The 22,707-nt window shown below is 63.5% G+C and carries 17 protein-coding genes; 1 reads left to right on the plus strand and 16 read right to left on the minus strand.

The window, feature by feature from the left end; all coding sequences use genetic code 11:
* Positions 1-2: 2 nt before the first annotated feature.
* Positions 3-263 (minus strand): PAAR domain-containing protein, encoded by a 261-nt coding sequence (locus C1924_RS11345; RefSeq protein ID WP_108765394.1) that lies wholly within the window; start codon positions 261-263, stop codon positions 3-5.
* A 99-nt stretch (positions 264-362) separates the two neighbouring features.
* The gene (locus C1924_RS11350) at positions 363-1,226 is read right to left on the minus strand and encodes a M15 family metallopeptidase (protein ID WP_108765395.1); all 864 of its coding nucleotides are present in this window, start codon (positions 1,224-1,226) and stop codon (positions 363-365) included.
* Positions 1,227-1,441: 215 nt separating this feature from the next.
* On the opposite strand from C1924_RS11350, the gene C1924_RS11355 reads away from it, so the two are divergent.
* The gene (locus tag C1924_RS11355) at positions 1,442-2,206 is read left to right on the plus strand and encodes a hypothetical protein (RefSeq protein ID WP_108765396.1); all 765 of its coding nucleotides are present in this window, start codon (positions 1,442-1,444) and stop codon (positions 2,204-2,206) included.
* A gap of 85 nt (positions 2,207-2,291) precedes the next feature.
* Here C1924_RS11355 and C1924_RS11360 read toward each other — a convergent pair whose 3' ends face one another.
* From C1924_RS11360 to tssC, 14 genes are all read right to left on the minus strand, one after another.
* Positions 2,292-3,341, minus strand: a complete 1,050-nt coding sequence (locus C1924_RS11360; protein ID WP_108765397.1) for a DUF6708 domain-containing protein — start codon at positions 3,339-3,341, stop codon at positions 2,292-2,294.
* A complete protein-coding gene (locus C1924_RS11365) occupies positions 3,338-4,321 on the minus strand; it encodes a DUF6708 domain-containing protein (protein WP_108765398.1) in 984 nt (327 codons plus the stop codon). The genes C1924_RS11360 and C1924_RS11365 overlap by 4 nt, the downstream gene beginning before the upstream one ends.
* 53 nt (positions 4,322-4,374) lie before the next feature.
* Positions 4,375-5,424, minus strand: a complete 1,050-nt coding sequence (locus C1924_RS11370; RefSeq protein WP_108765399.1) for a DUF6708 domain-containing protein — start codon at positions 5,422-5,424, stop codon at positions 4,375-4,377.
* 97 nt (positions 5,425-5,521) lie between these two features.
* Entirely contained in the window at positions 5,522-6,520 is a 999-nt protein-coding gene (locus tag C1924_RS11375; protein WP_216821539.1) for a DUF6708 domain-containing protein, read from the minus strand.
* A gap of 47 nt (positions 6,521-6,567) precedes the next feature.
* Positions 6,568-10,065, minus strand: coding sequence for a T6SS effector BTH_I2691 family protein (locus C1924_RS11380; protein ID WP_159094791.1), 3,498 nt, complete (start codon positions 10,063-10,065; stop codon positions 6,568-6,570).
* On the minus strand, positions 10,058-11,029 hold the full coding sequence (locus C1924_RS11385; RefSeq protein WP_108765402.1) for a DUF4123 domain-containing protein: 972 nt from the start codon (positions 11,027-11,029) through the stop codon (positions 10,058-10,060). Before C1924_RS11385 ends, C1924_RS11380 begins: the two co-directional genes overlap by 8 nt.
* Entirely contained in the window at positions 11,026-13,755 is a 2,730-nt protein-coding gene (locus tag C1924_RS11390; protein WP_108765403.1) for a type VI secretion system Vgr family protein, read from the minus strand. Before C1924_RS11390 ends, C1924_RS11385 begins: the two co-directional genes overlap by 4 nt.
* A gap of 118 nt (positions 13,756-13,873) precedes the next feature.
* Positions 13,874-14,224: a hypothetical protein gene (locus C1924_RS11395; protein WP_108758440.1), complete on the minus strand. Its 351-nt coding sequence runs from the start codon at positions 14,222-14,224 to the stop codon at positions 13,874-13,876.
* A 23-nt stretch (positions 14,225-14,247) separates the two neighbouring features.
* A complete protein-coding gene (tssH, locus tag C1924_RS11400) occupies positions 14,248-16,998 on the minus strand; it encodes a type VI secretion system ATPase TssH (RefSeq protein ID WP_108765404.1) in 2,751 nt (916 codons plus the stop codon).
* Positions 16,999-17,064: 66 nt separating this feature from the next.
* Positions 17,065-18,156 (minus strand): type VI secretion system baseplate subunit TssG, encoded by a 1,092-nt coding sequence (tssG, locus tag C1924_RS11405; RefSeq protein ID WP_108765405.1) that lies wholly within the window; start codon positions 18,154-18,156, stop codon positions 17,065-17,067.
* Positions 18,120-19,955, minus strand: a complete 1,836-nt coding sequence (gene tssF, locus C1924_RS11410) for a type VI secretion system baseplate subunit TssF (protein WP_108765406.1) — start codon at positions 19,953-19,955, stop codon at positions 18,120-18,122. Before tssF ends, tssG begins: the two co-directional genes overlap by 37 nt.
* Positions 19,955-20,443 (minus strand): type VI secretion system baseplate subunit TssE, encoded by a 489-nt coding sequence (tssE, locus tag C1924_RS11415; protein ID WP_108765407.1) that lies wholly within the window; start codon positions 20,441-20,443, stop codon positions 19,955-19,957. Before tssE ends, tssF begins: the two co-directional genes overlap by 1 nt.
* A 126-nt stretch (positions 20,444-20,569) precedes the next feature.
* Positions 20,570-21,067, minus strand: a complete 498-nt coding sequence (locus tag C1924_RS11420; protein ID WP_079222222.1) for a type VI secretion system tube protein Hcp — start codon at positions 21,065-21,067, stop codon at positions 20,570-20,572.
* A 146-nt stretch (positions 21,068-21,213) separates the two neighbouring features.
* Positions 21,214-22,704 carry a type VI secretion system contractile sheath large subunit gene (tssC, locus tag C1924_RS11425; RefSeq protein ID WP_108765408.1) on the minus strand — a complete coding sequence of 497 codons (1,491 nt, stop codon included), beginning with the start codon at positions 22,702-22,704 and terminating at the stop codon, positions 21,214-21,216.
* Between the last annotated feature and the right edge of the window lie 3 nt (positions 22,705-22,707).

The following is a 22,707-nucleotide window of genomic DNA, read 5'->3' on the forward strand; positions in this document are numbered from 1 at the left end:
GATCAGCGCAGGCCCGTCACGGCCTGTGAAGCGACCAGTGTCGCCCCACATGCTGTGCGGTCGCCGTCGCGCGCTACAGGTTGGCCGTCAATGATGACAGTGGCATCGCCGCTGACGATGGTCGTCGCACCGTGTACGGCACAGGCAGCGCGGTCACCAACACGCGCTACAGCCTTTCCATTGATGTCGGTCTGGCCGGTGCCCGCGACCACGCTGCCGCCGTGGCTGAGCTTGTCACCGACGACGATAAACGGTCGTGCCATCCATCACACTCCTTGATTCCATGTCATCCAGCCTTCCATCGCCACTGACGCGGCGACCTGGATCAACCGCGCAACGATACCAGTATCACAGAACGGTTATCACCCTTGGCGTGAAAGCTCTTCACGCTTGGCTGCCCGTGCAGCGCGGCAACGCCCTGTCATTTCCACGTGAACGTAATCCTTGATGCTCCGCCAGTTGCCACCCCAGTCCAATCCAGCCTGCTCGGCAAGTTCTCCGTAGAGGAAATACCCGCGCTTGGTCCACGCATCATTCATATCCCACTGCAGCTTGCCGTCGCGGATCGGTGCGCTGTCCACGCCCAGACCATACTGGTGGCAGCTCTGCCATGCCCCTGCACGGGTGGCCTTGCCGCCCGCCATGAGCTCAGCCTGCCGCTCCGGGCTGCGGTAGCCCTCAATCAGCACCATCTCATACCCATACTGGCGCCGCATGACCTCGTAAATGGCCAGCACACGTTGCTGCAGATCAGGGTCGATCTGGTCCCACTTTCGATCCGCCGTGACGATTTCCGGCCGCAACCGCCGCACTTCTGCCGTGGTGAAAACTTCCGGCGGCGGTGGCGGCGGCGGCGCCAGACGTTCCCCGCGCAACAGCTGCGCGACCATTGATCCCGACTCTGCGAAATCATCGCCCCGAAAATCTTCGAGCACCACCGTCTTTCGTGTGACCAATATCACAGTTGGAGGAATCAGCAGCGCTGCGGCGGCAATCGCCATAATCGGCCAATGGCGACGAATCGCGCTGTGCGCAGCGCCCGCTTCTTCACGAACCCCACTGCGCACCCGCGTCACACCATCGCCGACCCGCCCCCCAACCCGGCCCGCCTTGCGACGAAAACGACCCAGCGTTGCGCCCAGCATTGCGCGCAGCGACTCGACGCTTTCCGGGAACAGCAAAACCCAGCACACCACGGCCACCAGCATTACAACGGCAATGGCCATAACCACGATTGGTACCACCGGTCCTCCCTGACTCGCGCTCTGGTTGACGCCCCATCCGCTTTCACTAAGAATGCGGAAATTCGCTTCGGCAGCTGCCGACTCACACCAAGGGCTGGATGCACTTGAATAATGGCGGAATCAATCGGCCAAGTCTGCTCTCAGGGGGAGCGCAGGCAAAGGGCCAGGCACCGGCTACGGGCCGAATTCTCGCAGACATGGAAGGTCGGCAGACCACCACGTCCACGCGTGCTGCGCGCTCACCGTCCGGCGGGAACCGCCGCATCGGCCTGTGGCTGGGGGGCGCCGTGGCGATCATCGCCATCGCCGGCCTGGCAGCCTGGGGCTTGTCCGGCAGCGGCGGCTACAGCGAATCCGGCGAGTACTCACTGACCCCGGATCCTGCGCAGCCGACCGGGCCTACCGGTCATCCCGACGTACCTGCCGGCGCCCCGCATGACGGAGCCGCGACGATTGTCGATGCACCGGCAGGTAGCGACGGCGCCGCTGTCAGTGCACCGCCGGAGAATGCCGCACCTGGGCCGGCCGGCGCTGCCGCTGCCGCTGCCGCACCCGCTTCGGCAGCAACCGCCACGCGCGGTGCATCGCAGGCTGCACGCAGCGGTCGCGGTGCCACCCAGGCCGGCAGCAAGGGCCAGAACGACGAGAACCTTCTCGGCACCCTGCTTGGCATCATCAAGGAAGAAGACAAGGACAAAGCCAAGGCCAAGACGAAGGCCAACGCCCAGCCGCAGAGCATGGACGAGCTGATCGCGCAGATTGAAGCCGATCAGCGCAAGCGCACCGAGGATGAGCGCGCCGCCTTCGAGCGCGTGGCCAGCAAGAAGTCCGCATCAACCGAGTCGAGCATCCAGGCACAGCTGCGCAGCTGCCCCAGCCCGACCTCGCTGAAGGGCGTGGACTGCCGCCGCCGTATCTGTGCAGCGGTGAGCGGGAAGGACCCGGCCTGCCCGGCGATGTAGCGTCCGTGAGGAAATGTAGAGTCGAGCCATGCTCGACTTGACCTGCGTGCGGACAATGATGCGCATGCAGGAAAGCGCAATCGCGTCAGTGCCCGCGCACGCCACGGTTGAGCTGTTCGCGAACCTCATCATTGCGCGCCTTCGCCGCAGCGATTGACGCTTTCCAGAAGCGCTCCATCTCGTCGGCACGGCCATCCGCATGATTCACCCGCCCGTACACTTTCGGCGCTCGCAGGGCTGGCCTGCCGGAGGAGTCGGATGCCTCGCGCCTCACGATGGCTGCAGGCCAGACCGGCCTCCAGCACAGCTTCATCGCCAGAAAGCGGAAGATCGCCCATGGCAGGGTCAGTGGCAGTGCGATCAACATCAGGCCCGCGCCTGCGGATGACACATGGATGATGAACGCATTGCGGAAGCTCGGCTCCACCGAGGTGTACAACTGCAGCGGCGGATACGGCAGCGCGGATCGCCCTTCTTCCATGAAGCGCCGGATCATCTCCCAGTGCGCCAGCACAATGGCTGGGTTCGGGCCGCAATCGGAGCCAACGGCAAAAGTGTGGACGACCTGATCGCCGCGCATCACCAGGCCCCTGAAGTCATAGGTATATCCTTCATCAGGCCCGATTGGCTTGTCTCTTCCGATGACGAACTTCACGTCTGTCCATGGAACCGACATCGCCTTATCGCGCCCACCCGTGAAGATATGAATCTTCATTTCACGCCGATCAAACCGGACGGGGTAGTACTGATACCTGAAGATATCCCTGCCCAGAAGCATCCAATACGTGAAGGCGACAAGACCGAGAATGAGCACGCTGAGCGCACCCACCGTGATCCTCATTTCCTGACTTAAGGACTTCCCTTCGGCATGCATCTCCAAGGTTGCATATACAATCGCCAGAACGAAGGCGGTTACAAGACCGAGAACTACCAATCCCCCCATTGCGCCCCAGCCGCGATAGCGGAAATGGCGGTCCACACACTCAATGCACTCATCGTCGAGGTAAATGATGCCCTTATCCAGGGGCGTCATGCTTGACGAGTCGAAATTGCGAACATCCGCAGCGATCTCGTACTCCGTCAAGGGACGATTGTTGCGATATCGCTGCGCAAGCCAGCCTGCGAAATGACTCATCGGCGCGGCTCCTGTGCCATGAGCTCCGCCTCGGCCAGCTTCAACGGGTCATCCGGGTCGACGTTGCACGCCGCCTCCACCCACGGCGGCCATTCCGGCATGCGACAGGAGCGCAGCACCAGCCAGCGGCACAGGACCAGTGGCAACAGCAGCGGCAACAAGAGGAACCGAGCCTCCAACATGGCGGGCCCCAGGCTGGCAACGACGAACAGATAGCAGTTGCGCCATGACGGCTTCACTGAGAGATTCATCTGCCGGCCGTCGATGCTGTCGACCACGGCGTCCGGGCCATCTTCCATGTAGCGTCTGACGAACTCCCAGAGGCCTTTGATCTTCTGCTCGTCATCGAAGTAGTGCCCAACGGCAAAGGTGCGCTTGACCACGCGATCTTCGACGACGCTGCAGCGCAGATCGCGCAGGAACGCCTGGGTGGTTCCTCGTCCGATATAGAACACCGCGTCTTCCCAAGGCACGGCCACTGCCCCTTCTTTGCCGCCGGTGAAGAAGTAGACCAACCGGTTGCGACGATTGAACCGAGTCGGGTACCAGGTGTACGTAAAGAACTCGTACTTGAGTGTCGTGTGCCAGAACAGGGCCGGCGCGCCGATCACACACCCCGCCACCATCGCGTACATCACCCAATCCCACACGTCGCCCTCAAGGTTGGGCATTACCAGCGTGAAGAGAAGGAAGAAACCAAGCAGGAACAAGCCCAGCGTGCCCAGCAGCACCACGGTGGTCGACACCATGCCGCGCAGCCTGAAACGCCGGTCGATCAGATCAATGCAGGTTGAGTTGAAGCGGACCAGTGAAGCGCGTTCGTCAGGTGCGGCGGCCTGCGCGACATGCCTGTCCAACCGTGAGGCCGACGTTTCAGCGGAGAGCGTGTGACCTACGGCAAATTTCTGCATCCATCCGGTGTACATGACGCTGTCCTTGTCGACCTCCGGCAGGAGAATATCAGGCACGGAAGCCAGCACGAAGGAAGGCGCCAGCCCATGTTTCCCGACATGCTCGGGCCTCGCCTCCGCCGTCAGGCCTTCGTGACGGCCGCCTTCAGCTGCTGGCGGACTTCGTCGTCACGGGCCTTCGCCGCTGCAATCGACTCCCTCCAGAAACGCTCCATCTCATCGGCACGGCCACCTGCATGATTTACCCGGCCGTACACTGCCGGCGCGCGCAGCGGCGGCTGATCGGATGGGCCATGCACTGCGATGCTTGCGGTGGACGCAGGCCAAACCGGCTTACGGCAGAGTTTCATCGCGAGGAAGCGGAACATCGCCCACGGCAACGTCAAAGGCAGCGCGATCAACATCAAACCGTCACCTGCAGATGACACGTGGATGATGAATGCATTGCGGAAACTGGGTTCAAGCGAGGTGTAGAGCTGCAGCGGCGGGAATGGCAGTGCGGAACGCCCCTCCTCCATGAAGCGCCGAATCATTTCCCAATGTGCAAGCGTGATTGCCGGACTGGAGCCGCTGTCGGAACCGACCGCAAACGTATGGACGACCTGATCCCCTCGCATCACAAGTCCACGGAGGTCGTACGTGAAACCCTCGTCATGGCCCACAGGCTTGTCCCTGCCAATAACGAATTTCACGTCCTGCCATGATGCCGAAACGACCTTACCTCCCTCACCGGTGAAGACATGTACCCGCTGCGCTACTCGATCAAATCTTACCGGGTAGTACTGATAGCGCAGGATATCTCGCAAGAGCAACTTCCAGAAGATGAATACCAGGAATCCGACAACGAGAGCGATCAAGCCTCCGATTGCATACGCATCGCCCGTTTCGAGCGGACCCGCTCGATCAACCAGCGAGGCGGTCGCGTGCAATATCGCGACAAGGAATGCAAGCCCCAGCCCAATGAACACGCTCGCACCCATGAGCGCCCACCCTCGATATCGAAAGTGACGATCAACATACTCAATGCAATCATCATCAATAGCGATGATTCCCTTATCGATCGGGGTGAACGTGGACGAGTCAAACTGGCGCACATCGGCGCGCCTCTCATACTCGGTCAATGGACGATCGTTGCGATACCGCTGGGCGAGCCAGCCGGCGAACTGACTCATTGCTCAATTACCCATCAGCGTGCGAGCTCGATAGGCCCGTGTCGGCAAGCGGCCAGCCCCATTCCCCACCTCTTGAATCATGTCAACATCTGCCCGGTCAGATGGACGACGGATGCTTAGATCGTCTCTTTCCAGTCGCGGCCGGCTTCTCGAGGCTGAGCCGCTCCCTCAGAATCGCATCGGTGAATGGGCCGGCCCCCACCGACTGCAGGACCTCGGCTGGCCATCGCGGCTTCCGCTGCAACCGATAGCTAACGTAGCGATTGAGTCCAATGAACGCGGTCAAGGGCAGCGCGATCAGGCTGACCGTACCCAGCAGCCACATTGCTGGGCCCTTCTTCCAGTACTGATGGGAACCTGGACCAATGAGAGGCTGCGCAATGGTCAACGCTTCACCAAGGCCTACTCCGAAGTCTTGATAGCGCGACTCACCGGCCGTCCAGACAGGGCCGACACCTTCCATCATTCGACGGATGAACTCCCACCGCTCCGCAGGGCCGGACTGATTGCCAAAGCCAAAGCTTGGCCCAACACCTACACGCTGGATCTCCAGAGTGCCTCCCGGGTGATCTGTGATCGTAAGCACCAGACTGGCTTCCCGGCGAGGCACCTGGCCGGTGAAAATGGTGTAGCTGACGACCTCTGCGCTGACGCAATTCCAATCGTAGGATTGCACTTCACAACGAGGTCGACCGAACAGGTTCCAGCCCCACTGCCACCAAGGTAGTCCGAGTGACTTGAATACATGAACTTTTCTTGCCGGTTGATCAAACAGGACCGGTTCGGCACGGTAACCGACCCAATCGATCTGGACAAAAAGCAGGAAAACAAAGAGCAGGACAAATTGGAGAATCGTCACCCAGCTGACGCCAGTGATGAAGAATGAAATGTAGAGCCCAAGCACTGCCGAAAACACACCAACCCAACCACAGCTGCTGGCATATCCACGCATGGCACTCATTTGATCCACGAACGAGATGCCATGCTCGTAGACGTCCATCACACCACCATGCGTGAAGGCTCGCGGGGAGGCCTGGCGATTCCTTTGCGGAAGCTTCAGCGGTGGGTTGGGTGTAGCTGAATCATGCTGCATCATGTCTTCCGGTTACTGCTGCAATAGGTACCTTGGCACTGAACAGGGGGTCAGTCCTTTTCCCACACTTCACCCTGGGCCAGGGGTTGTTCTTCTCCGGCATCAAACAAGGAATAGACCAGCCGCACTGCGTTGTACTTGTTTTCGATAGGCACCTCGATCTGTGCCGAATGGAGGCCTTCGGCGTCCTTGCTGGGCTCAAGCGAGAGCTGCGGGGTAGAACCACTGGCAATCTCCACACCAGCAGGTACCGAGGCCAGCGTCCGATCAGGCATCGACCCGTGTGCTTCCAGGCGGTACTTCAGCACGCGCTCGCCCGGCTTCCAGTTGGCCACGGAAATCGTCGCAAGAATCGCATCCTTGCTGAACACGTTGTCCTGCCAGTTGTCGATGGTCGCCCACAGCCCGATAGCCAGCGCTCCCAGCGCAAGAATTTCCTGATCCAATCCCTTTCCAGTCCACTCATCCTCGTCTGGAATTGGTGATCCACCGAACCTTCCCTCAGAACGCTCGTGCTTGCCGAAGAAGCTTCTGTCCAGGAACTTTTCATTCTCGTCGTGCTCAAGGCTGGCTGCATACAGGGCCCACGCGATGCCGATGATCAACAGCACGATACCTACACCTGTGGCGCTTGCACCAACCAGGGCGCCAGCGGAGGTGCGGATTGCAACTCCACCCAGAATGCGCATTGCAACCTGCTGGCCCACTCTTGCTGCTACCGCAGCTTTCCAGCTGATGAGCGACCCACCGATCATTGCCGCACCCGATGCTGACAGCAGTCCCGCAGCAACCATGTAGTTGTGAGAGGCCTCAATCTGCCCCTCGCCCTTGGTGCGCACGGCACTCACATACGCGGAAATGCCACTCATCAGCGTGCCTACGCCCGCTCCGACGCCAGCAAGCATGCGGAACATGATCGCGCGATTCACCTCTGCGGCAAGAAGAGAGGCCGCTACAGGCGCACCCCGCTGGCCCGCCGATTCGGAGACGAAGGCCGCAATCTCCATGGCTCCGCCGAATGTACCGGCCACGCCGCCCACCACATTCACGGACGCATCGGCGAAATTGAAGCCCGATGTATCGCCAAGTTTGAGCACTGCATCCCAGAACTGCCGGATGGACAGAATGATGCCCAGACCGGAGAACGCCACTTCACGGCCTGCGATGCCAGCCAGGCCGCGCTGGCGATAGATGGTATTGCTCTGGACAAGTCGCTCCGCCATGTCCGTCGGCAACTGCGCAACACCCGAGGCTTCTCCGATGTTGTAGAGCGGCGTGATATTGGACTTGCCGGCCGCCCGCTCCAGCGTCGCCTTTTCAACGATGATCGGGACGGTAATGTCAGCACTGAACTCTGGACGCTTCTTCAGGGCCTCGAAGAATTTCTTGGAATTCCTCGCTCCTTGCCGCGATGCTCCACGTGAACCCGTTCCCCTGCCAGTAACCTCAAAGGCCCCTGCGCCCAGTGGATCACCCTGAGCGATGGCATCCAGATACTCGCCCGCTTTCATCCTCACATTGATCGAATAGTGCTCTTTGCCTGTATCGATGTAGTCCCAAAGGGCAGCCGCGCGCACCCAGATGACTTCACTCTTGGCAATGGCAGCGAGCTCGGTTGCCGCTGCCTTTGCACCCGCACCCTTTGCACTGCTCAAGGCGCGCGCGCGGCTCTCGCTCGCAACCTGCTGCATGGAGCCTACAAGGCTTTCCACCGAGCTGACCGCGGCCTGCTGATACGCGCGAAAATCAGCCCACCAAGACTTGGGCAACATGGCGCCGCCGAGTACTGCCGAGTAGACGGTGCCGGCATTTCCTGGCGCCATCGCCGTACCCAGCAGATCGAAACCTTCCAGCAGCGCGCCGGCGAACCAGTTCTTCTCGTCGGAGGGATCAAGCTTGAAGAAGGTATTGAGAAGATCAAAGGACGCGTCAGAGACCGCCCCTCCGCCATAGAAGCACTCGACGGTGCGTAATCTCGCTACAGCGTTGTCCACCGAGTCACGAATCTGAGCAGGCTGCTGCGACCGCGCCGGCTTGCGGCCACCGAAGTCATTCGCGCATACGATTCCTGGCCATGGCCCGGAGGAGAACTTCGCAAAATCTTCGTCGATCGCCTTTACCGTGGTCTCCCAGTCCCTGCTCTCCTGCGCGTACTGCTGGTTGAATTGGCTCAAGGCATCCACGTCGAGACGCTTGCGATAGCGCTCGAGCTTGTCCTTTACGCGAATTGCGCCATGGTATTGTCCATTGGCAGCCAGGTATTCCTCGGAAAACTGGGTGCCACCGAGCGGCTCGGGCTTCCAGCGCGGGTCATAATCGTCCGGGTCATTGGTCTGGGAAAACTTCGACACCGTCATGCGCGGCTTGTTCGTGGCCGGGTCGATGGATGGCACCCAGCGCGCCCGATGCCACGGATTCAGCCCGCCATTCTTGCGGAGCGGCTCATTCACCGCCTTGCCATGCTTCTGCTGGAACTCACGCTCGGTGATGAGAAAAGCACCCTGCTCGCGGCTCATCTCGCCAGCCCGCTGAATTGCCTTGGGTGTCTGCATGCCTTCCCATTCGGCCCGTTCGCGTGCCCAGGTCTCTACATAGGCCACATGGGTGGCCGACTGTCGCTTCCACGCGCGTACTTTATCGATCCCGCCTCCGTCCACGCGCGCGCCACCGCCCTTCCAACCTTCATAGCGCTGGCGTGCCATGAATCGCAGCGCATTATGATCATCTGCAACGCCTACCGGGTCCGGAATAACCAGAGCCACACCCTTGCCCAGTGGCGTCTCCGCAGAAGCTGCCGCCATTGCTGCGCTCAGCGCACCAGCACCGGCAGAGAGATCCAGGACGGCGCGAGGTACGAATTCATGCAGCCGTGCCTGGAACGCCGCAGGCGTGAAGTCAGCAACACCGCGCAGGCTGTCTTCGCTTACGACCATGCCGAAGTGGACCGCCTTGCCACTGCCCACGTTGCCTTGGGCCGCTTGTTGGACATCCAATTCAGTCATCCGCTGCGTACGGCAGCCGTCGGTGTCAGCCTCGAACTCAGCAATCACATCCGGCGTCCAGCGATGCTGGCTGAAGGCCATCCAGACCTTTTCCAACTTCGGGTCGAGCGTGATGAAGCGCGGTTTGACGTTGCTGTGGCCTTCTCGCCGGCATGTCGTCAGCGACGTCTCATCGGGCTTGGGCGACACCGCATTTACCGGCATGCGGTTGAGCATGCCGTCGGTTCCGACGACGTAGGCGTCCCAGGTATTGTCTGGCTTGTAGATGTATAGATATCCAGTCGGCAGCGTCCGCAGGTAGTACCAGGTCGCAGAGCCATCCGGCGCATTCAGCGCTTTACCCAGGCGTGCCAGTTCGGCAACTGACGCTGCATCGGCTGACAGCCACTTGTTCATGTAGCCAGGCGCGGGCGCAAAGCAGAGAGGCAGAATGGCCAGACCCTGCTTTCCAGTGCAGTTCCGGCATTGCCCCGGCGTTTCTCCCTTGCTGTTCGCTGCTGAGCGAACGGCACTGGAGACGGGGGGTGTAGCTTGCTTGTCAGTCATGACGGCTCCCTTGCCTGATACTGGTCTCATCCACTGAGTCGCGGATTTCCTGCAGTTGAACATCGGTCAATCGCGCCATTCCGGAGGCGAAGCGCCCGGGTACTCCCCGCGACGCCTCCAGCAGCGATGAAACATATTCGTGCGCGTGGAAGCTCGGCCCGAGCAGAAAGCTGCACGTGGCGTGGACCAGACAATCTTCCTGCGCCATCAGGCCGGCTCGCTGCGCTTGCGCCAGCGCAATGTCCAGCTGCGCATCTTCGGGGGGGGGCGCCGTGCCCCACTGGCGGGACTGGAAACGCAGCTGTTGCAGCCATGGGACGCGATCCAGTTCGCTGAGCTGCTCGCGGGTCATTGAGAAAGATTCATGCCCGACCGCTGCGTCTACGCCGAGCTCCAGCGCATGCATGCGACCAGCCGGGTGCAGGAACAACCAGCCCAGTGCTGGATGAATGAGTGCACGGCGCTGACCGGGAGACAGGATGCTTTCCAGCTGCGCCATGACCCTGGGGTCGAAATACCGGAAATAGAGCGGCTTATCGCTGCTCCTTTCAACAGTCGCGCATGCGGCCAAGCCACGCAGCAATGCAGCGGGATTGGACGCCGTCGTGGAATCCACAGGCAACCAGCCACAGATCGCCCTGCTGCTGCGGGCTGTGTCGATCCCTTTCAGACATTCCCGAGCTGCCAGTTCAAGCGTCTTGCTGACCAAACGCTCCTGCGTGCGCTCATCGCCTATCACGATCAGATAGGGACTGTTGGCCGGCGTGATGTCAGGGTGCTTGATCGGAACTCGCATACGGACCGATCCGCTCGGCAGGTGATCTGACAATGCGTCCCATGGATCGGTCAGCGTTGGATCCACAAGGACCACGAGCGCTTGGGTTCGTAAACGCTCAAATGCACGCCTCAGTACCAGCGTGGCCTGCTCGGCCAGCTGTTCGGGTGATGAAGGCCAGTTGCTCATGCCAGGGCCGCACCGGTACTCGCCGCTTCGCGGATGCGCTCGGCGCAGCCTTTGCCCTCAGCAGAGGGCAGCTTCGCCTCCCCCGCCACACTCGCAGGCCCCATCCATTCCCGCTGGCTCGCCTTGAACTCCACCTTGCCCGGCGCACCCAGCTCGATGTTGTCGCCCTCAATCCGAATGTAGGCCCCCGCCGCCGTCGCAAGCAGATGCTTGCTCGGCGCCGACAGCATCACGTCTGCCTCGGTGCTGGCGATACGCACCTGGGTCTTGGCCGCCACGATTGCCTGGTTCTTGTGCGCACGCGCGCTGACCTTGCCCTGCGCGGCGTGCAGCGCGATGCCGCGCTCCTGGTTGGGGCTCTCGCCGCTGGGTTCGACGCCTGCGGTGTACAGCACCAGGCCGCCGGCAACCGCCAATGTCAGCGAGCCCTGCGTCATCCAGTTCAGCGCCACGCCGCTGGCCAGGGTGGTGTGCGTGCCGCTCACCCAGACCTGGTCGGCCGGGGTCAGGCTCAGCACGCCGGCCACGCCGCTGCCCAGCAGGATGGGGGCGCTCCAGCCGGGTGCTTCGCCGTCGCCACCGCTGATGCTGCCGGACACGCTGCCGCTGTGGGTGGCGCGCAGGTGCTCCTGCAGCTCGCCCAGGGTGGTATCTGCGGGCAGCTCGGCCGGATCGCTCGGCAGCTGGGCCTGTTGGTTGGCAGCCGATTCGGCCAGCTGCTGCAGCAGCTGCTGCCCTTCCTGCAGCTGGCTCAACGCCTGCGGTGCGGCCATCTGCGGCGTGCCCTGCTCGGTCGTCAGCAGCAGGCCGCGGCCAGCGCGCAGCGCGCCCTGCGCCTGCGTGGCCAGCTCGACGCCAAAGCCGCGCTCGCCTTCGCGCACGTTGTCCTGGCCGCCCTTCAGGTGGCCCAGGGTCAACGTGGTTTCGTGCTGGGTGGTGGACAGCTGCGCACGGCCCTGCCCGGGCGTGTCGTCAAACCGCAGCTGCTGGTAGCCGCCGGTGCCGCCCTGGCTGTCGGCCAGTGCCTGGCTCTTGAAGCCGGTGTACACCGCCGCGTGATCATTGCCCTCGAACCACGCCGCCGCATTGCCGGTGGCGTTGCCGCCACCGCCATTGATCTGGTTGTGCTGCGCATCCTGCTGGCCACGGCCGTTGTAGACCGCGCCCACCACCACCGGGCGATCGATATCGCCTTCCAGAAACGCCACCAGCACTTCCTGCCCGCGCCGCGGCAGCACCACACCGCCCCAGTTGTCGCCGGCCCACGGGGTCATCACCCGCACCCAGGTCCAGGCGCCGCCGTTGGCCGGTGCATTGTCATCCCCGCCGGGATGGGCCAGCCCGTTGCTGGCATTGCCACCGCGCTGCCACGGGAACTGCACCTTGATGCGGTGATCGCGGTCGGACAGCAGCGGGTCGCCATCGCTGACCACGATCGCGCTGAGTGTGCCGGTGATCGTCGGCCGCGGATGCAGGTGCGCGCCGTGGCCATCCTCGGTCTGCGGGCGATAGACCACCTCAGCCGGAATGGCCACGAAGCGGTTATCGTAGAACGCGGTGGACACCTCGTCGGGCGCATCGCCATAGGCCAGCCCGGACAGTGCGCCCGGCAGGGCCGGGGCCGCGACGCTGGCCGGACCCAGGGTCTGCTCCAGCGCGTCGAACACCTCGGCCTCGAGGTTGTTGCGCGCCTGGTGGCGCACCGACAGGCACAGGAACCGGGCGTCCTCGCCAACCTGCGGGTGCTGCGACAGGCCAAACCGTGCACCGGGTGCCAGCGTCCGCCACTGGCCGGCGCCCTCGATGGTCTGCGCGCGCACGCGCAGTGCATCCAGATGCTGCTGGGCGCGGCGCTGGCCACGGGCATTGTCCTGCCAGCCATACGGGCCGCAGGTGTCACGGTCGACGATGCCCAGGTCGTTGCCCTGCCCGGCCTCGGCACTGGCCTGGCGGCGTTCCAGGGTGCGGTAATCCCAGGTGGCCCGCTCGACCTTGCCCGGCCGCCAGCGATTGGCGGTGGACCATTGCTGCACGCTGTCGCTGCGCTCGCTTTCGTCGCGGCGATGGAAGCGCACGACACCCAGTTCGGCGGTGTCGTGGCTGTGGTCGGCCAGCACCAGCGTGTGCGTGCCGAAGTCCGTGCCGCCGGGCTCACCGGCATGCTCGAACCAGTAGTAGATGCCTTCCTCGGCCAGCAGGCGCTGGAGGAAGGCCAGGTCGCTTTCCTGGTACTGGGTGGTCAGGCTGCGCCGCGCGTACTGGCTGGCATCACCCAGCGACCAGCGCCAGGCCGGCGCCAGTGCGCCGTAATCGGCGAACAGGTCCTCGACGATCTCGACCACGGTCTTGTCGTGGAAAACGTAGCTGTCCACGCGCTGCGAGAGGAAGGCCAGCCACGGCTGCAGGCGCAGGCGGTAGCGCGCCAGGCCGCCATTGCTGCCCAGGCGTTCGGCGGCGGTGATGCGCCCGTGCAGCGGACGCACGCTGCCATCGGCCTGCTGCAGCTGCAGCAGCGCGCCCTGCCCGATCAGCGGCGCCAGCGACAGGCCCGCATCCAGCGACAACGCCGTGATCGTCCACTGGAAGCCGATGCCGTCGATCTGCTCGACGCCATCAAGGGTTTCGGCCACCAGCACATCACTTCCCAGCGACGTATGCAGCCGCAGGAAGCGTTGTGCGTGCGACGGGCCAGCCAGTGCCGCCCGCAGGTTGTTTACCAGGTCCATGGTGTTTCCCCGACGTCCCGAACTTCTAGGTGGTCTGCATGCGACATGCGCATCGGTTGCCTCCGCTTCCCGTGCCGCGCGGCCTGCGCCCCTCCCGGGCCGCAGGCACGCACGACGATCAGGCGGCCTGGACGATCTCTTCCAGCTGCAGGCGCACGCCTTCGCTGATCTTCAGGCGATAGTCGCGGCCACCGGCGGTGATCTGCACTTCACGTGCATTGCTCACCAGCTGCGGCTTGCCCACGACCGGGGCATCCATGTGGATGCGCCAGGAACCGCGGCTGATCTGTGCAGCGATGTTGCGGGCATCCTGGCGGGCAGCCGGTACGGCGGTGTCCAGCAGCTCGATCACGTGCTCCGGTCGCAGCCGGTTCCACGAGCGGACGCGGTCCAGTTCACGACCCAGCCCCAGTTCCAGGCTGTCGCAGTGGTTCAGGGCAGCTTCGCGGTCAAATCCAAAGAATTCCATCAGCGTTCTCCTTTTGCTCAGTGTCATGACACTTTGTATTTGAAGTCACCCTTCTTGCCGGCGGTGACTTTGATGGCGTTGATCCGGTTCCCCTCGGCCATTGCCGCCAGCACGCTTTCCGCGATTTCCGGCAGCAGGGTTCCATTGAGAATGTGGTCAACGTTGCGCGCACCCGAGTCCACTTCGGTGCAACGCGCAAGCACGGCCTCCACCAGGCTGTCGTCCCAGCTGAAGGTGGCCTTGTGATTGGCGATGACGCGGTCGCGGATGCGACCGAGCTTGAGCGTGATGATCTGCACCAGCACGTCATCGTTGATGGGGTAGTACGGCACGACCTTCAGGCGGCCGAGGAAGGCTGGCTTGAAGGTGCGCATCAGCACCGGGCGCAGCGCTTCGCCAAGCGCATCGGCCGCGGGGATCTCCTCGGCCGGCTTGTTCAGGCAGGCTTGCATGATCTGCGAGGAGCCGATGTTGGAAGTGAGGATGATGAGCGTGTTGCGGAAGTCGATCTCGCGGCCTTCGGCATCGTCCATCACGCCCTTGTCGAACACCTGGAAGAACATTTCCAGCACGTCCGGATGCGCCTTCTCGACCTCGTCCAGCAGCACCACGCTGTACGGATTGCGGCGTACGGCCTCGGTCAGTACACCACCCTCGCCGTAGCCGACGTAACCGGGCGGCGAGCCCTTCAGGCCGGACACGCTGTGGGCCTCCTGGTACTCGCTCATGTTGATGGTGACCAGCTTGCGCTCGCCGCCGTACAGAATGTCGGCCAGCGCCAGCGCGGTTTCGGTCTTGCCGACGCCCGACGGCCCCACGAACATGAACACGCCGCGCGGCTTGTTCGGGTCTTCCAGGCGCGCCGTGGCGGTGCGCACGCGCTGGGCGATGGCATCCAGCGCGTGGTCCTGGCCGATCACGCGCTCAACCAGAAGATTGCCCAGCGTGCGTACGGTACGGATCTCGTCCTTGACCATCCGCCCCAGCGGTACGCCGGTCCAGGCGGAGACGATTTCGGCCACCACGGTGCCATCCACCTGCAGCGGGACCATCGGGGTTTCACCCTGCAGTTCGCGCAGCTCGGCCTGCAGGCGTGCCAGCTCGGCATGCTGCGGCGACTGCACCGGCACTGCCTTGCCGCGCTTGGCGGCAGGCTTGGCCACGGCAACATCACCCTCGGCATCATCGGCCGCGCTGTCACCCTCGGCCTGTTCCGGATTGCCCTGTTCCAGCTGCTGGCGCAAGGCGGCAATCTTCGTGGCAAGCTCGCGCTCGCGGCCCAGCCGCTCTTCGTTGCTGGCCAGGACCGCCTGCGCTTCGCTCTGCTGCACATGCAGTTCCGCCAGGCGCTCGCCATGGTCACTGCCGCCGGCGGATTCGCGCTGCAGCGCGCTGATCTCGGCATGCAGCCGATCCAGGTGCTTGCGCGTGTCTTCGATGATGGCCGGGGTGGCGCTCTGGCCCAGCGCCACCTTCGCGCAGGCGGTATCGAGCACGCTGACCGCCTTGTCGGGCAGCTGGCGGCCGCTGATATAACGGTGCGACAGGCGCACGGCCTCGGTCACGGCCTCATCCAGCACGCGGATGTTGAAGTGCGACTCCATCAGCCCGACCATGCCGCGCAGCATGGCGGCAGCCAGTGCTTCAGTGGGCTCCTCCACCTTCACCACCTGGAAGCGCCGCGCCAACGCGGCATCCTTCTCGAAGTACTTCTTGTACTCGCTCCAGGTGGTGGCCGCGATGGTGCGCAGCTCGCCGCGGGCCAGTGCCGGCTTCAGCAGGTTGGCCGCATCGTTCTGGCCGGCGGTACCGCCGGCACCGATCATCGTGTGCGCCTCGTCGATGAACAGGATGATCGGATGGGGGCTCTTCTTGACCTCGTCGATGACGTTCTTCAGTCGATTCTCGAATTCACCCTTGACGCTGGCACCGGCCTGCAGCAGCCCCATGTCCAGGGTATGCAGCTCCACCCCCTGCAGCACATCGGGCACGTCCTTGTCGGCGATGCGCTTGGCCAGGCCCTCGACCACGGCCGTCTTGCCGACGCCGGCTTCGCCGGTAAGGATCGGGTTGTTCTGGCGCCGCCGCATCAGGATGTCGACCACCTGGCGGATCTCGCCGTCGCGGCCGATCACCGGATCAATCTTGCCGTCACGTGCGCGCTGGGTCAGGTTGGTGGTGAACTGGTCCAGTGCCGGGGTCTTGGACAGACCGCCCTTGGCCTCCCCTGCCCCCGCCTCGTCGCCTTCCCCCGCCTCGCCGGTCGCCGATGCGTCGGCGAAGCGGACGGTCTGCACCGCCTCCTGCGAACCTTCGGTCAGCTTGGCGAAATCATGCTTCAGTTCGTCGCGCTTGAAGCGCACGAAGAGCTTGGAGCCACGATAGGCCAGCTGCGCCAGGTCGGGTTCGGTCAGCAGCGCCAGCAGCAGGTGGCCGCTGCGGATGCGGGTGGTTTCCGAATCCAGCGATGCGATCAGCCAGGCATGCTCGAACAGTTTGGGAATGTGCTGGGAAAACACCGGGGTGCGGCTGTTGCCGTTCTTGAACTGGCTGATCTCGTCATTGAGGTCGCGCTCCAGCGATTCGGGCAGGATGCCGCTGCGCCGTGCGATCAACACGAAATCGCTCTGCGGTTGCTCGAGCAGTGCCAGGAACAGGTGTTCCAGGTCGACCTCGTAGTTGCCGCGCGCCATGCACAGGTTCGCGGCCCGCTCGGCCGCCTGGCGGCAGGTGTCGTCCAGCTTGCTGATCAGGGTTTTGAGGTTGATGCTCATGCGGAAACGCGCACTCCTTGCTGGAACCGTTCAGGGGCCGGCGGCGCGACTGCCACCGGCGTGGTGTCATTGCAGCGTGTGGATGCCATAGGTGGTGTCCTCACGCGAAGTGACCTGCGGCTGGGTACACAGGTAGCTGTCCCAGCCAAGCCGGGCGCCACCGCCACTGCCGAGTGCGCTGCCCTGCACATCCTCGGCACGCAGCACCAGCCGCACTTCGTATTCAAGAATGCCGCCGGTCAACAGCGACAACCATTTGGCCAGCGCCTCGGCAGCACTGCCGCCCGGCAGGAAATCGTCGAACTGGTCGCGGCGCAGCGGGCCGATGCGCAGGCGCAGGCGCAGGTCGCGCTGCCAGACCCGGTCCCCGGCCAGCGCGCTGGCGCCGAGGACAGCATTGGCCTGGCCCAGGCGGGTTGCCTGGCCGGCCGGCACGCGGTACCACGCGCCGACGAACTGCTCGACATGCAGGGGGACCTGGAAGTAATCCGAAAGCACGCGCTGCATCAATGCCGCCGACACCGGCCTCTGGCGCACGGCACCGGCGTAGTACGCGACGGCTTCGTCGAAGATTTCGCCCTTGCCCTCGTGCAGGCGGTCGCGCAGCTCGCTCATGCCCATGCCAAGCAGCGACAGCACCAGCGGCAGGAAACGCTCACGCCGGTCCAGCTCGTACTGCACCGCCAGGCGGTGCTTCTTCCACGCGGCATAGTGCAGCGACACCGCGCGACTGGAGAAGATGTCCAGGAACGCGCGTGCGGTGCGGTCGCGCTGATACAGCTCTCGCAGCTGCAGGGTTTCGGTGTAGTGCAGCGGCAGGGCACCGGCCGTGCCCAGCAGGCCCATGAACTGCGGGGTCAGATGGACTTCGGCCAGGGTCTCGCCATGCAGGGCCTCTTCGATGGCCTCGCGTCCCTGCAGGCGGTCGCCCTGCAGGGAATACACCTCGCCCTCGGCCGACAGCTCGGTAGCCGGGAAGCCCAGCGACAGCGAATTGCGGAAGCGCACCCGCATGGGCACCGCCTGACCAGGCTTGACGCCCTGCCGCTGGAACACCTGCTCGAGCACCCGCACCGCCTGGAAGAACTGGAAGCGGTGGGGCTCGGTCAGCAGCTGCTGGGCTACGCCAGGATCGATTCGCCGCTGCGCGCTGGGCATCGGACGATCTCCTCCCCACTGTCGCTGGACACCAGCACCAGGCGGGTAAAGCTGTTGGCATGCACGTACAGTGCAAAGAAGTGGTCCATCACCTGGGCGAAGGCGGCCACACCGGTGCCCACGAAATGGGCTTCATTGAGGGTCAGGCGGATCTCGAGGCCACGTACCACCGAAGCGAACTGGCGGCCGTGCATCCAGGTGGTGACGGGGGTCTGTTCCAGTTCCAGGATGCCGTCGATCTGACGCGCCGAGACATTGCTGCCCGACAGGTCGTACAGGCGCAGCATTTCCTTCAGCGCGGACAGACCGCTGGCCGTGAGCGAGAGTTGGTTCAGCGAAAGATGCGAAATGAGCCGCCACTGCGCATTGCGGCCATGGCGGAAGCGCAGCGGCTTGCTCGGCTTGCGCAGCAGGCTGATGGCCTTGGCCGGGCTGCCGCCCTCGATGTTCAGATCGCCGCCCGCGACACCGAAGGCAAGCTGGTTCGGAAGGTCGCGGTTGCTGCAGGTCAGCTCCAGGCTGACGGTGTCGGTCTGCGGCAGTACCGGATTGAATGCCAGATCGACGAAGCTGATTTCGGTCTCGAAACCCGGGCTCTGCCGCGCGATGTCTTCATCACGGCGCGACACCCAGTACTGCCCGGTGCGCTCGGGATCTTCACCGTGCTGCAGCGAGTAAAACGGACGGAACGCCTGGATGAGTTCACCCTGCGGGGTCTGCCGGATGCGATGCACCGAATCGATCGAGTGCACTTCATAGGCGAACGCGCGACGCGCATCGGCCAGAACCGGATAGTTGACCGTGCGATGGGTGACCCGGATCGGCTCGCCACTGGTCTGGAACAGGTTGACGATGGGGGTGCAGCCCAGGCGCAGGTTGTGCGGCCCCAGTTCCTCCAGCACCATCGCGCCGTTGCGGTCCTGCCCCTGCGCGTTGAGCACCAGGTGCAGGGTAAAGCGCCGGCTTGCACTGGCGATGAGCGGCGGGAGGTGCAGATCGACGAAGCCGAACTTCTCCGGATAGGCGAACAATTCGGTCAGCAGGCGATACGCCGGATGCGAACGTGCCGGGAAATCGATCAGCGCCTCGTCTTCAGCAAAGCCGACCGGACTGAGCGGCACGCTGTCCAGCCGGCGCCAGCGGCCATCACCGTCGGATTCCACGTAGGCCGCCTTCACGCCCAGCATCAGGGCATCGCGCAATGCGGCGCGTACCGAAGGCTCACCGTCGAGGAAGAGGCGAAGGTTGTCCGTACCCAGCTGATGGAAGCCCAACTGGTCGGAGAGCAGCTGGAAGCCCAGGGAAATCTGCCCGCCGGTACCCGCCGGCAGGGTGGTGGCCATCGGAGCGTCGGCCACGCTGCGGTAGACAACCTGCTGCACGCCGATGGGCGCGAGCACGACGTCATAGGCCGTGCGGAAATCGCAGGGCACACCGCGCACCGGACGGCTCTGCAGCGCGGTGCCGCGCGGCACCCGCACCGGCGCACTCAGCTTGGACGCAACGCCTTCCATGTCGAAGCAGGCGATGGAACAGGACGGGAACGGACGCAGGTAGTGCGGGTACAGCACATCCAGCAGGGCGTCGGTGAACTCCGGATAGTCATCCTCGATGCGCTTGGACACGCGTGCCGTCAGCAGCGCGAACGCTTCGATCAGGCGCTCGACATGCGGATCCTGGCTGCCGTCCGCGGAAAGCTGCAGGCGGCCGGCGATCTTCGGGTAGCGCTCGGCGAACTCGCGCCCGTAGCGGCGGAGATAGCCCAGCTCCCGTTCGTAGTAAGGCAGCAGATCCTGCATCAGGCGGCCTGCGTGCGGCGTGCGCGGCTGACCTGGTACTGCAGGGTCGAAGGCTGCAGCATGGCGTCGAAGCTGACCGGCTCACGGGCCGGCTCCAGATCGAGCAATGCATGGATGGTGAAATGCAGGCCACCGGCAAACTGGTTGCCGGCATCCAGGTGGACGTTGACGTTGCGCAGGCGCCGTTCATGGCGCGCCACCGCCTGTTCCAACGAACGGCAGATCGCGGCGCGATCGTACGCATTGGCCAGGCTCATCGCCGAAAAATCCGCCAGCCCGTAGGTCAGCAGCGATTGACGGCAATTGGGGAATTCCTTCATGTCACCTTCCTGGAACGCGGCGCGTGAGTTCAGCAGCCCCTCCAGGTCGCGGGCGATGGATTCCTTGTACTGCTCGAGCGAAACGGACTTGAACACAGGCCCGCTGGCCGGTTGCTTCGGCGCGTCGTCGAACAGTTTTTCCAGCAGGCTGGGTTCGAGTCCCTTCATTGGACGATCCACTCAGGTTCGGCATCCGTGCGGGCGGCAGCGGTGCAGCAAAGGCGAGGCCGTTCCTGGCCACACCTGACGATCAGACTGCGATGGCGCACGAGGCGCCATCGCAGTGACACAGCATCAAACGGTGTAGTTCGGGATGTTCTTCGTTGCGCTCCACTGCGCCACGGTCTTGCCACCAACACCGCCTTCCGGCTTCTGCTGCTGGTAAGTCCACTTGATGGCGCCGAAGCTCAGCTGAACAACTTCCTGCGGCATGCCTTCCTTGTCCACCGTGGTGGTGACGCGGTGGACCAGCACGTTCAGCAGCTCGACCATGTAGTAATTGATCGCGTTGCCGTCCTTGTCGGCGCGCATGAACTGGATCTGCGCCTTCGGGAAGGTGGTGCCGTTGGAAGCGGCCTGGTTCAGGGCCGTGGAGGCGAGGTCGATCGACTTGGTGATTTCGATCGGGGACAGGTTCACGCGGGCTGCGGTGGTACCGCCCGAGGTCGACGCGGTGGCCGAACGCGGCTGCAGCAGATCCTGCGAGAACGACTGGATTTCAATCCAGTCCTTGTGCTTGTCGTCGTGCGACTCGCCCTTGATGGTGTCAATCGAGAGGAAAGCGTGTTGCATATCTGGTCTCCTAAATTCCGTTCTTCCGTGAGATTTGATGTGCCAGGCGGGGGCCTGGCGGTTAAGGGGGGCTACGCCCTCTTGAAATAAGCGTCACTGCAATCCGGGGAGCGAACTCCCCTGGACGCTTCAGGTACAGCAAATCGTTACGACTTTTTCGCGGACGCCGGCAGTTCGGCGACCAGACGCAACGAGACAGACAGCTCATCGAGCTGGAAATGCGGCCTGATGAAGGCCACCGCGCGGTAGACACCGGGCTTGCCCGGCACCTCCGAAACCTGCACAGACGCCTCACGCAGCGGGAACTGCGCCTTGGCTTCCTGGGAGGCGTTGTCGTCCAGCAGCACGTACTGGGCGATCCAACGGTTCAGGAATTCCTCGACGTTCCCCGCCGAAGCGAAGCTGCCGATCTTCTCGCGCATCATCGCCTTGAGGTAATGGGCGATGCGCGAGACCGCGAAGATGTACTGCAGCTGGGCAGACAGGATCGCGTTGGCATTGGCCGAATCGGTGTTGTACTTCTTCGGCTTCTGTGCCGACTGGGCGCCGAAGAATGCGGCGTAGTCGGTGTTCTTGCAGTGCACCAGCGGCATGAAGCCGAGGTCACTGAGTTCCTTTTCACGACGGTCGGTGATGGCCACCTCGGTCGGGCACTTGAGGGCCACTTCGCCATCATCGGTACGGAAGGTGTGGGTGGGCAGGTCCTCGACCAGACCACCACCTTCCACGCCACGGATGGCTGCACACCAGCCGAAGCTCTCGAAGGCCTGGGTCAGTCGCGCGCCCATGGCATAGGCGGTGTTGCACCACAGGAACTTGCTGTGGTCTGCCGCTTCGATTTCCTCGACGAAGTTGAAGCCCTCGACCGTGGTGCCATCCTTCGGGTTGTACGGCAGGCGGCCCAGGAAGCGCGGCATGGTCAGGCCGACGTAGCGGCTGTCCTCGCTCTCGCGGAAGGACTTCCACTTGGCGTACTCGACCGTGTCGAACACCTTGGCCAGATCGCGCGGCTTGCCGAGATCGGTGAAGGTTTCCAGGCCGAACATGCCTTCGCTGGCGGCCGAGATGAACGGCGCGTGCGCGGCAGCGGCGACGTGCGACATCTGCTCGATGAAGTACATGTCCTCCGGCTGGCGGCCGAGGAAGTAGTCACCGATCAGGGCGCCGAACGGCGCGCCACCGAAGGTGCCGAACTCTTCTTCGTAGACCTTCTTGAACAGCGCGCTCTGGTCGAAGTCGATGGCGGACTTGAAGTCCTTCACCAGGTCCTTCTGCGGCGAATTGAAGACCTTGATCTTCATGTTCGGGCCGGTGGAGGTCTGCTGGCACAGGTAGTGCAGGCCACGCCAGCTGCCTTCCAGCTTCTGGAAGGCTTCAGCATGCATGACCGCGCTGAGCTGCTCGGAGATGATCCGGTCGATCTCGGCGATACGCGCGTCGAGGGTCAGGTTGAGGTTGTCGGAGACGACGACGGTGCCGTCCAGGACTTCCTTCGCCAGGGCGGCAATGATGTCCTTGGCACGGTCGTGCTCGGTCTGCGACTTGGCGACCTTGCTCTTCTCGACGATCTGGTCGAGAAGACCGACGTCTTCCAGTTCGGCGGCCTGGGTGGCCAGTTGGCTGGCTTCGGCTGACATCGA

Origin of the sequence: Stenotrophomonas sp. ESTM1D_MKCIP4_1 (assembly GCF_003086895.1) — a bacterium.
In the GTDB taxonomy this organism is placed as follows: Bacteria; Pseudomonadota; Gammaproteobacteria; order Xanthomonadales; family Xanthomonadaceae; genus Stenotrophomonas.

Bases quoted from the DNA above. Each gene is read 5' to 3' on its own strand.
- C1924_RS11345 (WP_108765394.1), bottom strand. From the start codon at position 263: ATGGCACGACCGTTTATCGTCGTCGGTGACAAGCTCAGCCACGGCGGC.
- C1924_RS11350 (WP_108765395.1), bottom strand. From the start codon at position 1,226: ATGGCCATTGCCGTTGTAATGCTGGTGGCCGTGGTGTGCTGGGTTTTG.
- C1924_RS11355 (WP_108765396.1), top strand. From the start codon at position 1,442: ATGGAAGGTCGGCAGACCACCACGTCCACGCGTGCTGCGCGCTCACCG.
- C1924_RS11360 (WP_108765397.1), bottom strand. From the start codon at position 3,341: ATGAGTCATTTCGCAGGCTGGCTTGCGCAGCGATATCGCAACAATCGT.
- C1924_RS11370 (WP_108765399.1), bottom strand. From the start codon at position 5,424: ATGAGTCAGTTCGCCGGCTGGCTCGCCCAGCGGTATCGCAACGATCGT.
- C1924_RS11375 (WP_216821539.1), bottom strand. From the start codon at position 6,520: ATGATGCAGCATGATTCAGCTACACCCAACCCACCGCTGAAGCTTCCG.
- C1924_RS11380 (WP_159094791.1), bottom strand. From the start codon at position 10,065: ATGACTGACAAGCAAGCTACACCCCCCGTCTCCAGTGCCGTTCGCTCA.
- C1924_RS11385 (WP_108765402.1), bottom strand. From the start codon at position 11,029: ATGAGCAACTGGCCTTCATCACCCGAACAGCTGGCCGAGCAGGCCACG.
- C1924_RS11390 (WP_108765403.1), bottom strand. From the start codon at position 13,755: ATGGACCTGGTAAACAACCTGCGGGCGGCACTGGCTGGCCCGTCGCAC.
- C1924_RS11395 (WP_108758440.1), bottom strand. From the start codon at position 14,224: ATGGAATTCTTTGGATTTGACCGCGAAGCTGCCCTGAACCACTGCGAC.
- tssH (WP_108765404.1), bottom strand. From the start codon at position 16,998: ATGAGCATCAACCTCAAAACCCTGATCAGCAAGCTGGACGACACCTGC.
- tssG (WP_108765405.1), bottom strand. From the start codon at position 18,156: ATGCCCAGCGCGCAGCGGCGAATCGATCCTGGCGTAGCCCAGCAGCTG.
- tssF (WP_108765406.1), bottom strand. From the start codon at position 19,955: ATGCAGGATCTGCTGCCTTACTACGAACGGGAGCTGGGCTATCTCCGC.
- tssE (WP_108765407.1), bottom strand. From the start codon at position 20,443: ATGAAGGGACTCGAACCCAGCCTGCTGGAAAAACTGTTCGACGACGCG.
- C1924_RS11420 (WP_079222222.1), bottom strand. From the start codon at position 21,067: ATGCAACACGCTTTCCTCTCGATTGACACCATCAAGGGCGAGTCGCAC.
- tssC (WP_108765408.1), bottom strand. From the start codon at position 22,704: ATGTCAGCCGAAGCCAGCCAACTGGCCACCCAGGCCGCCGAACTGGAA.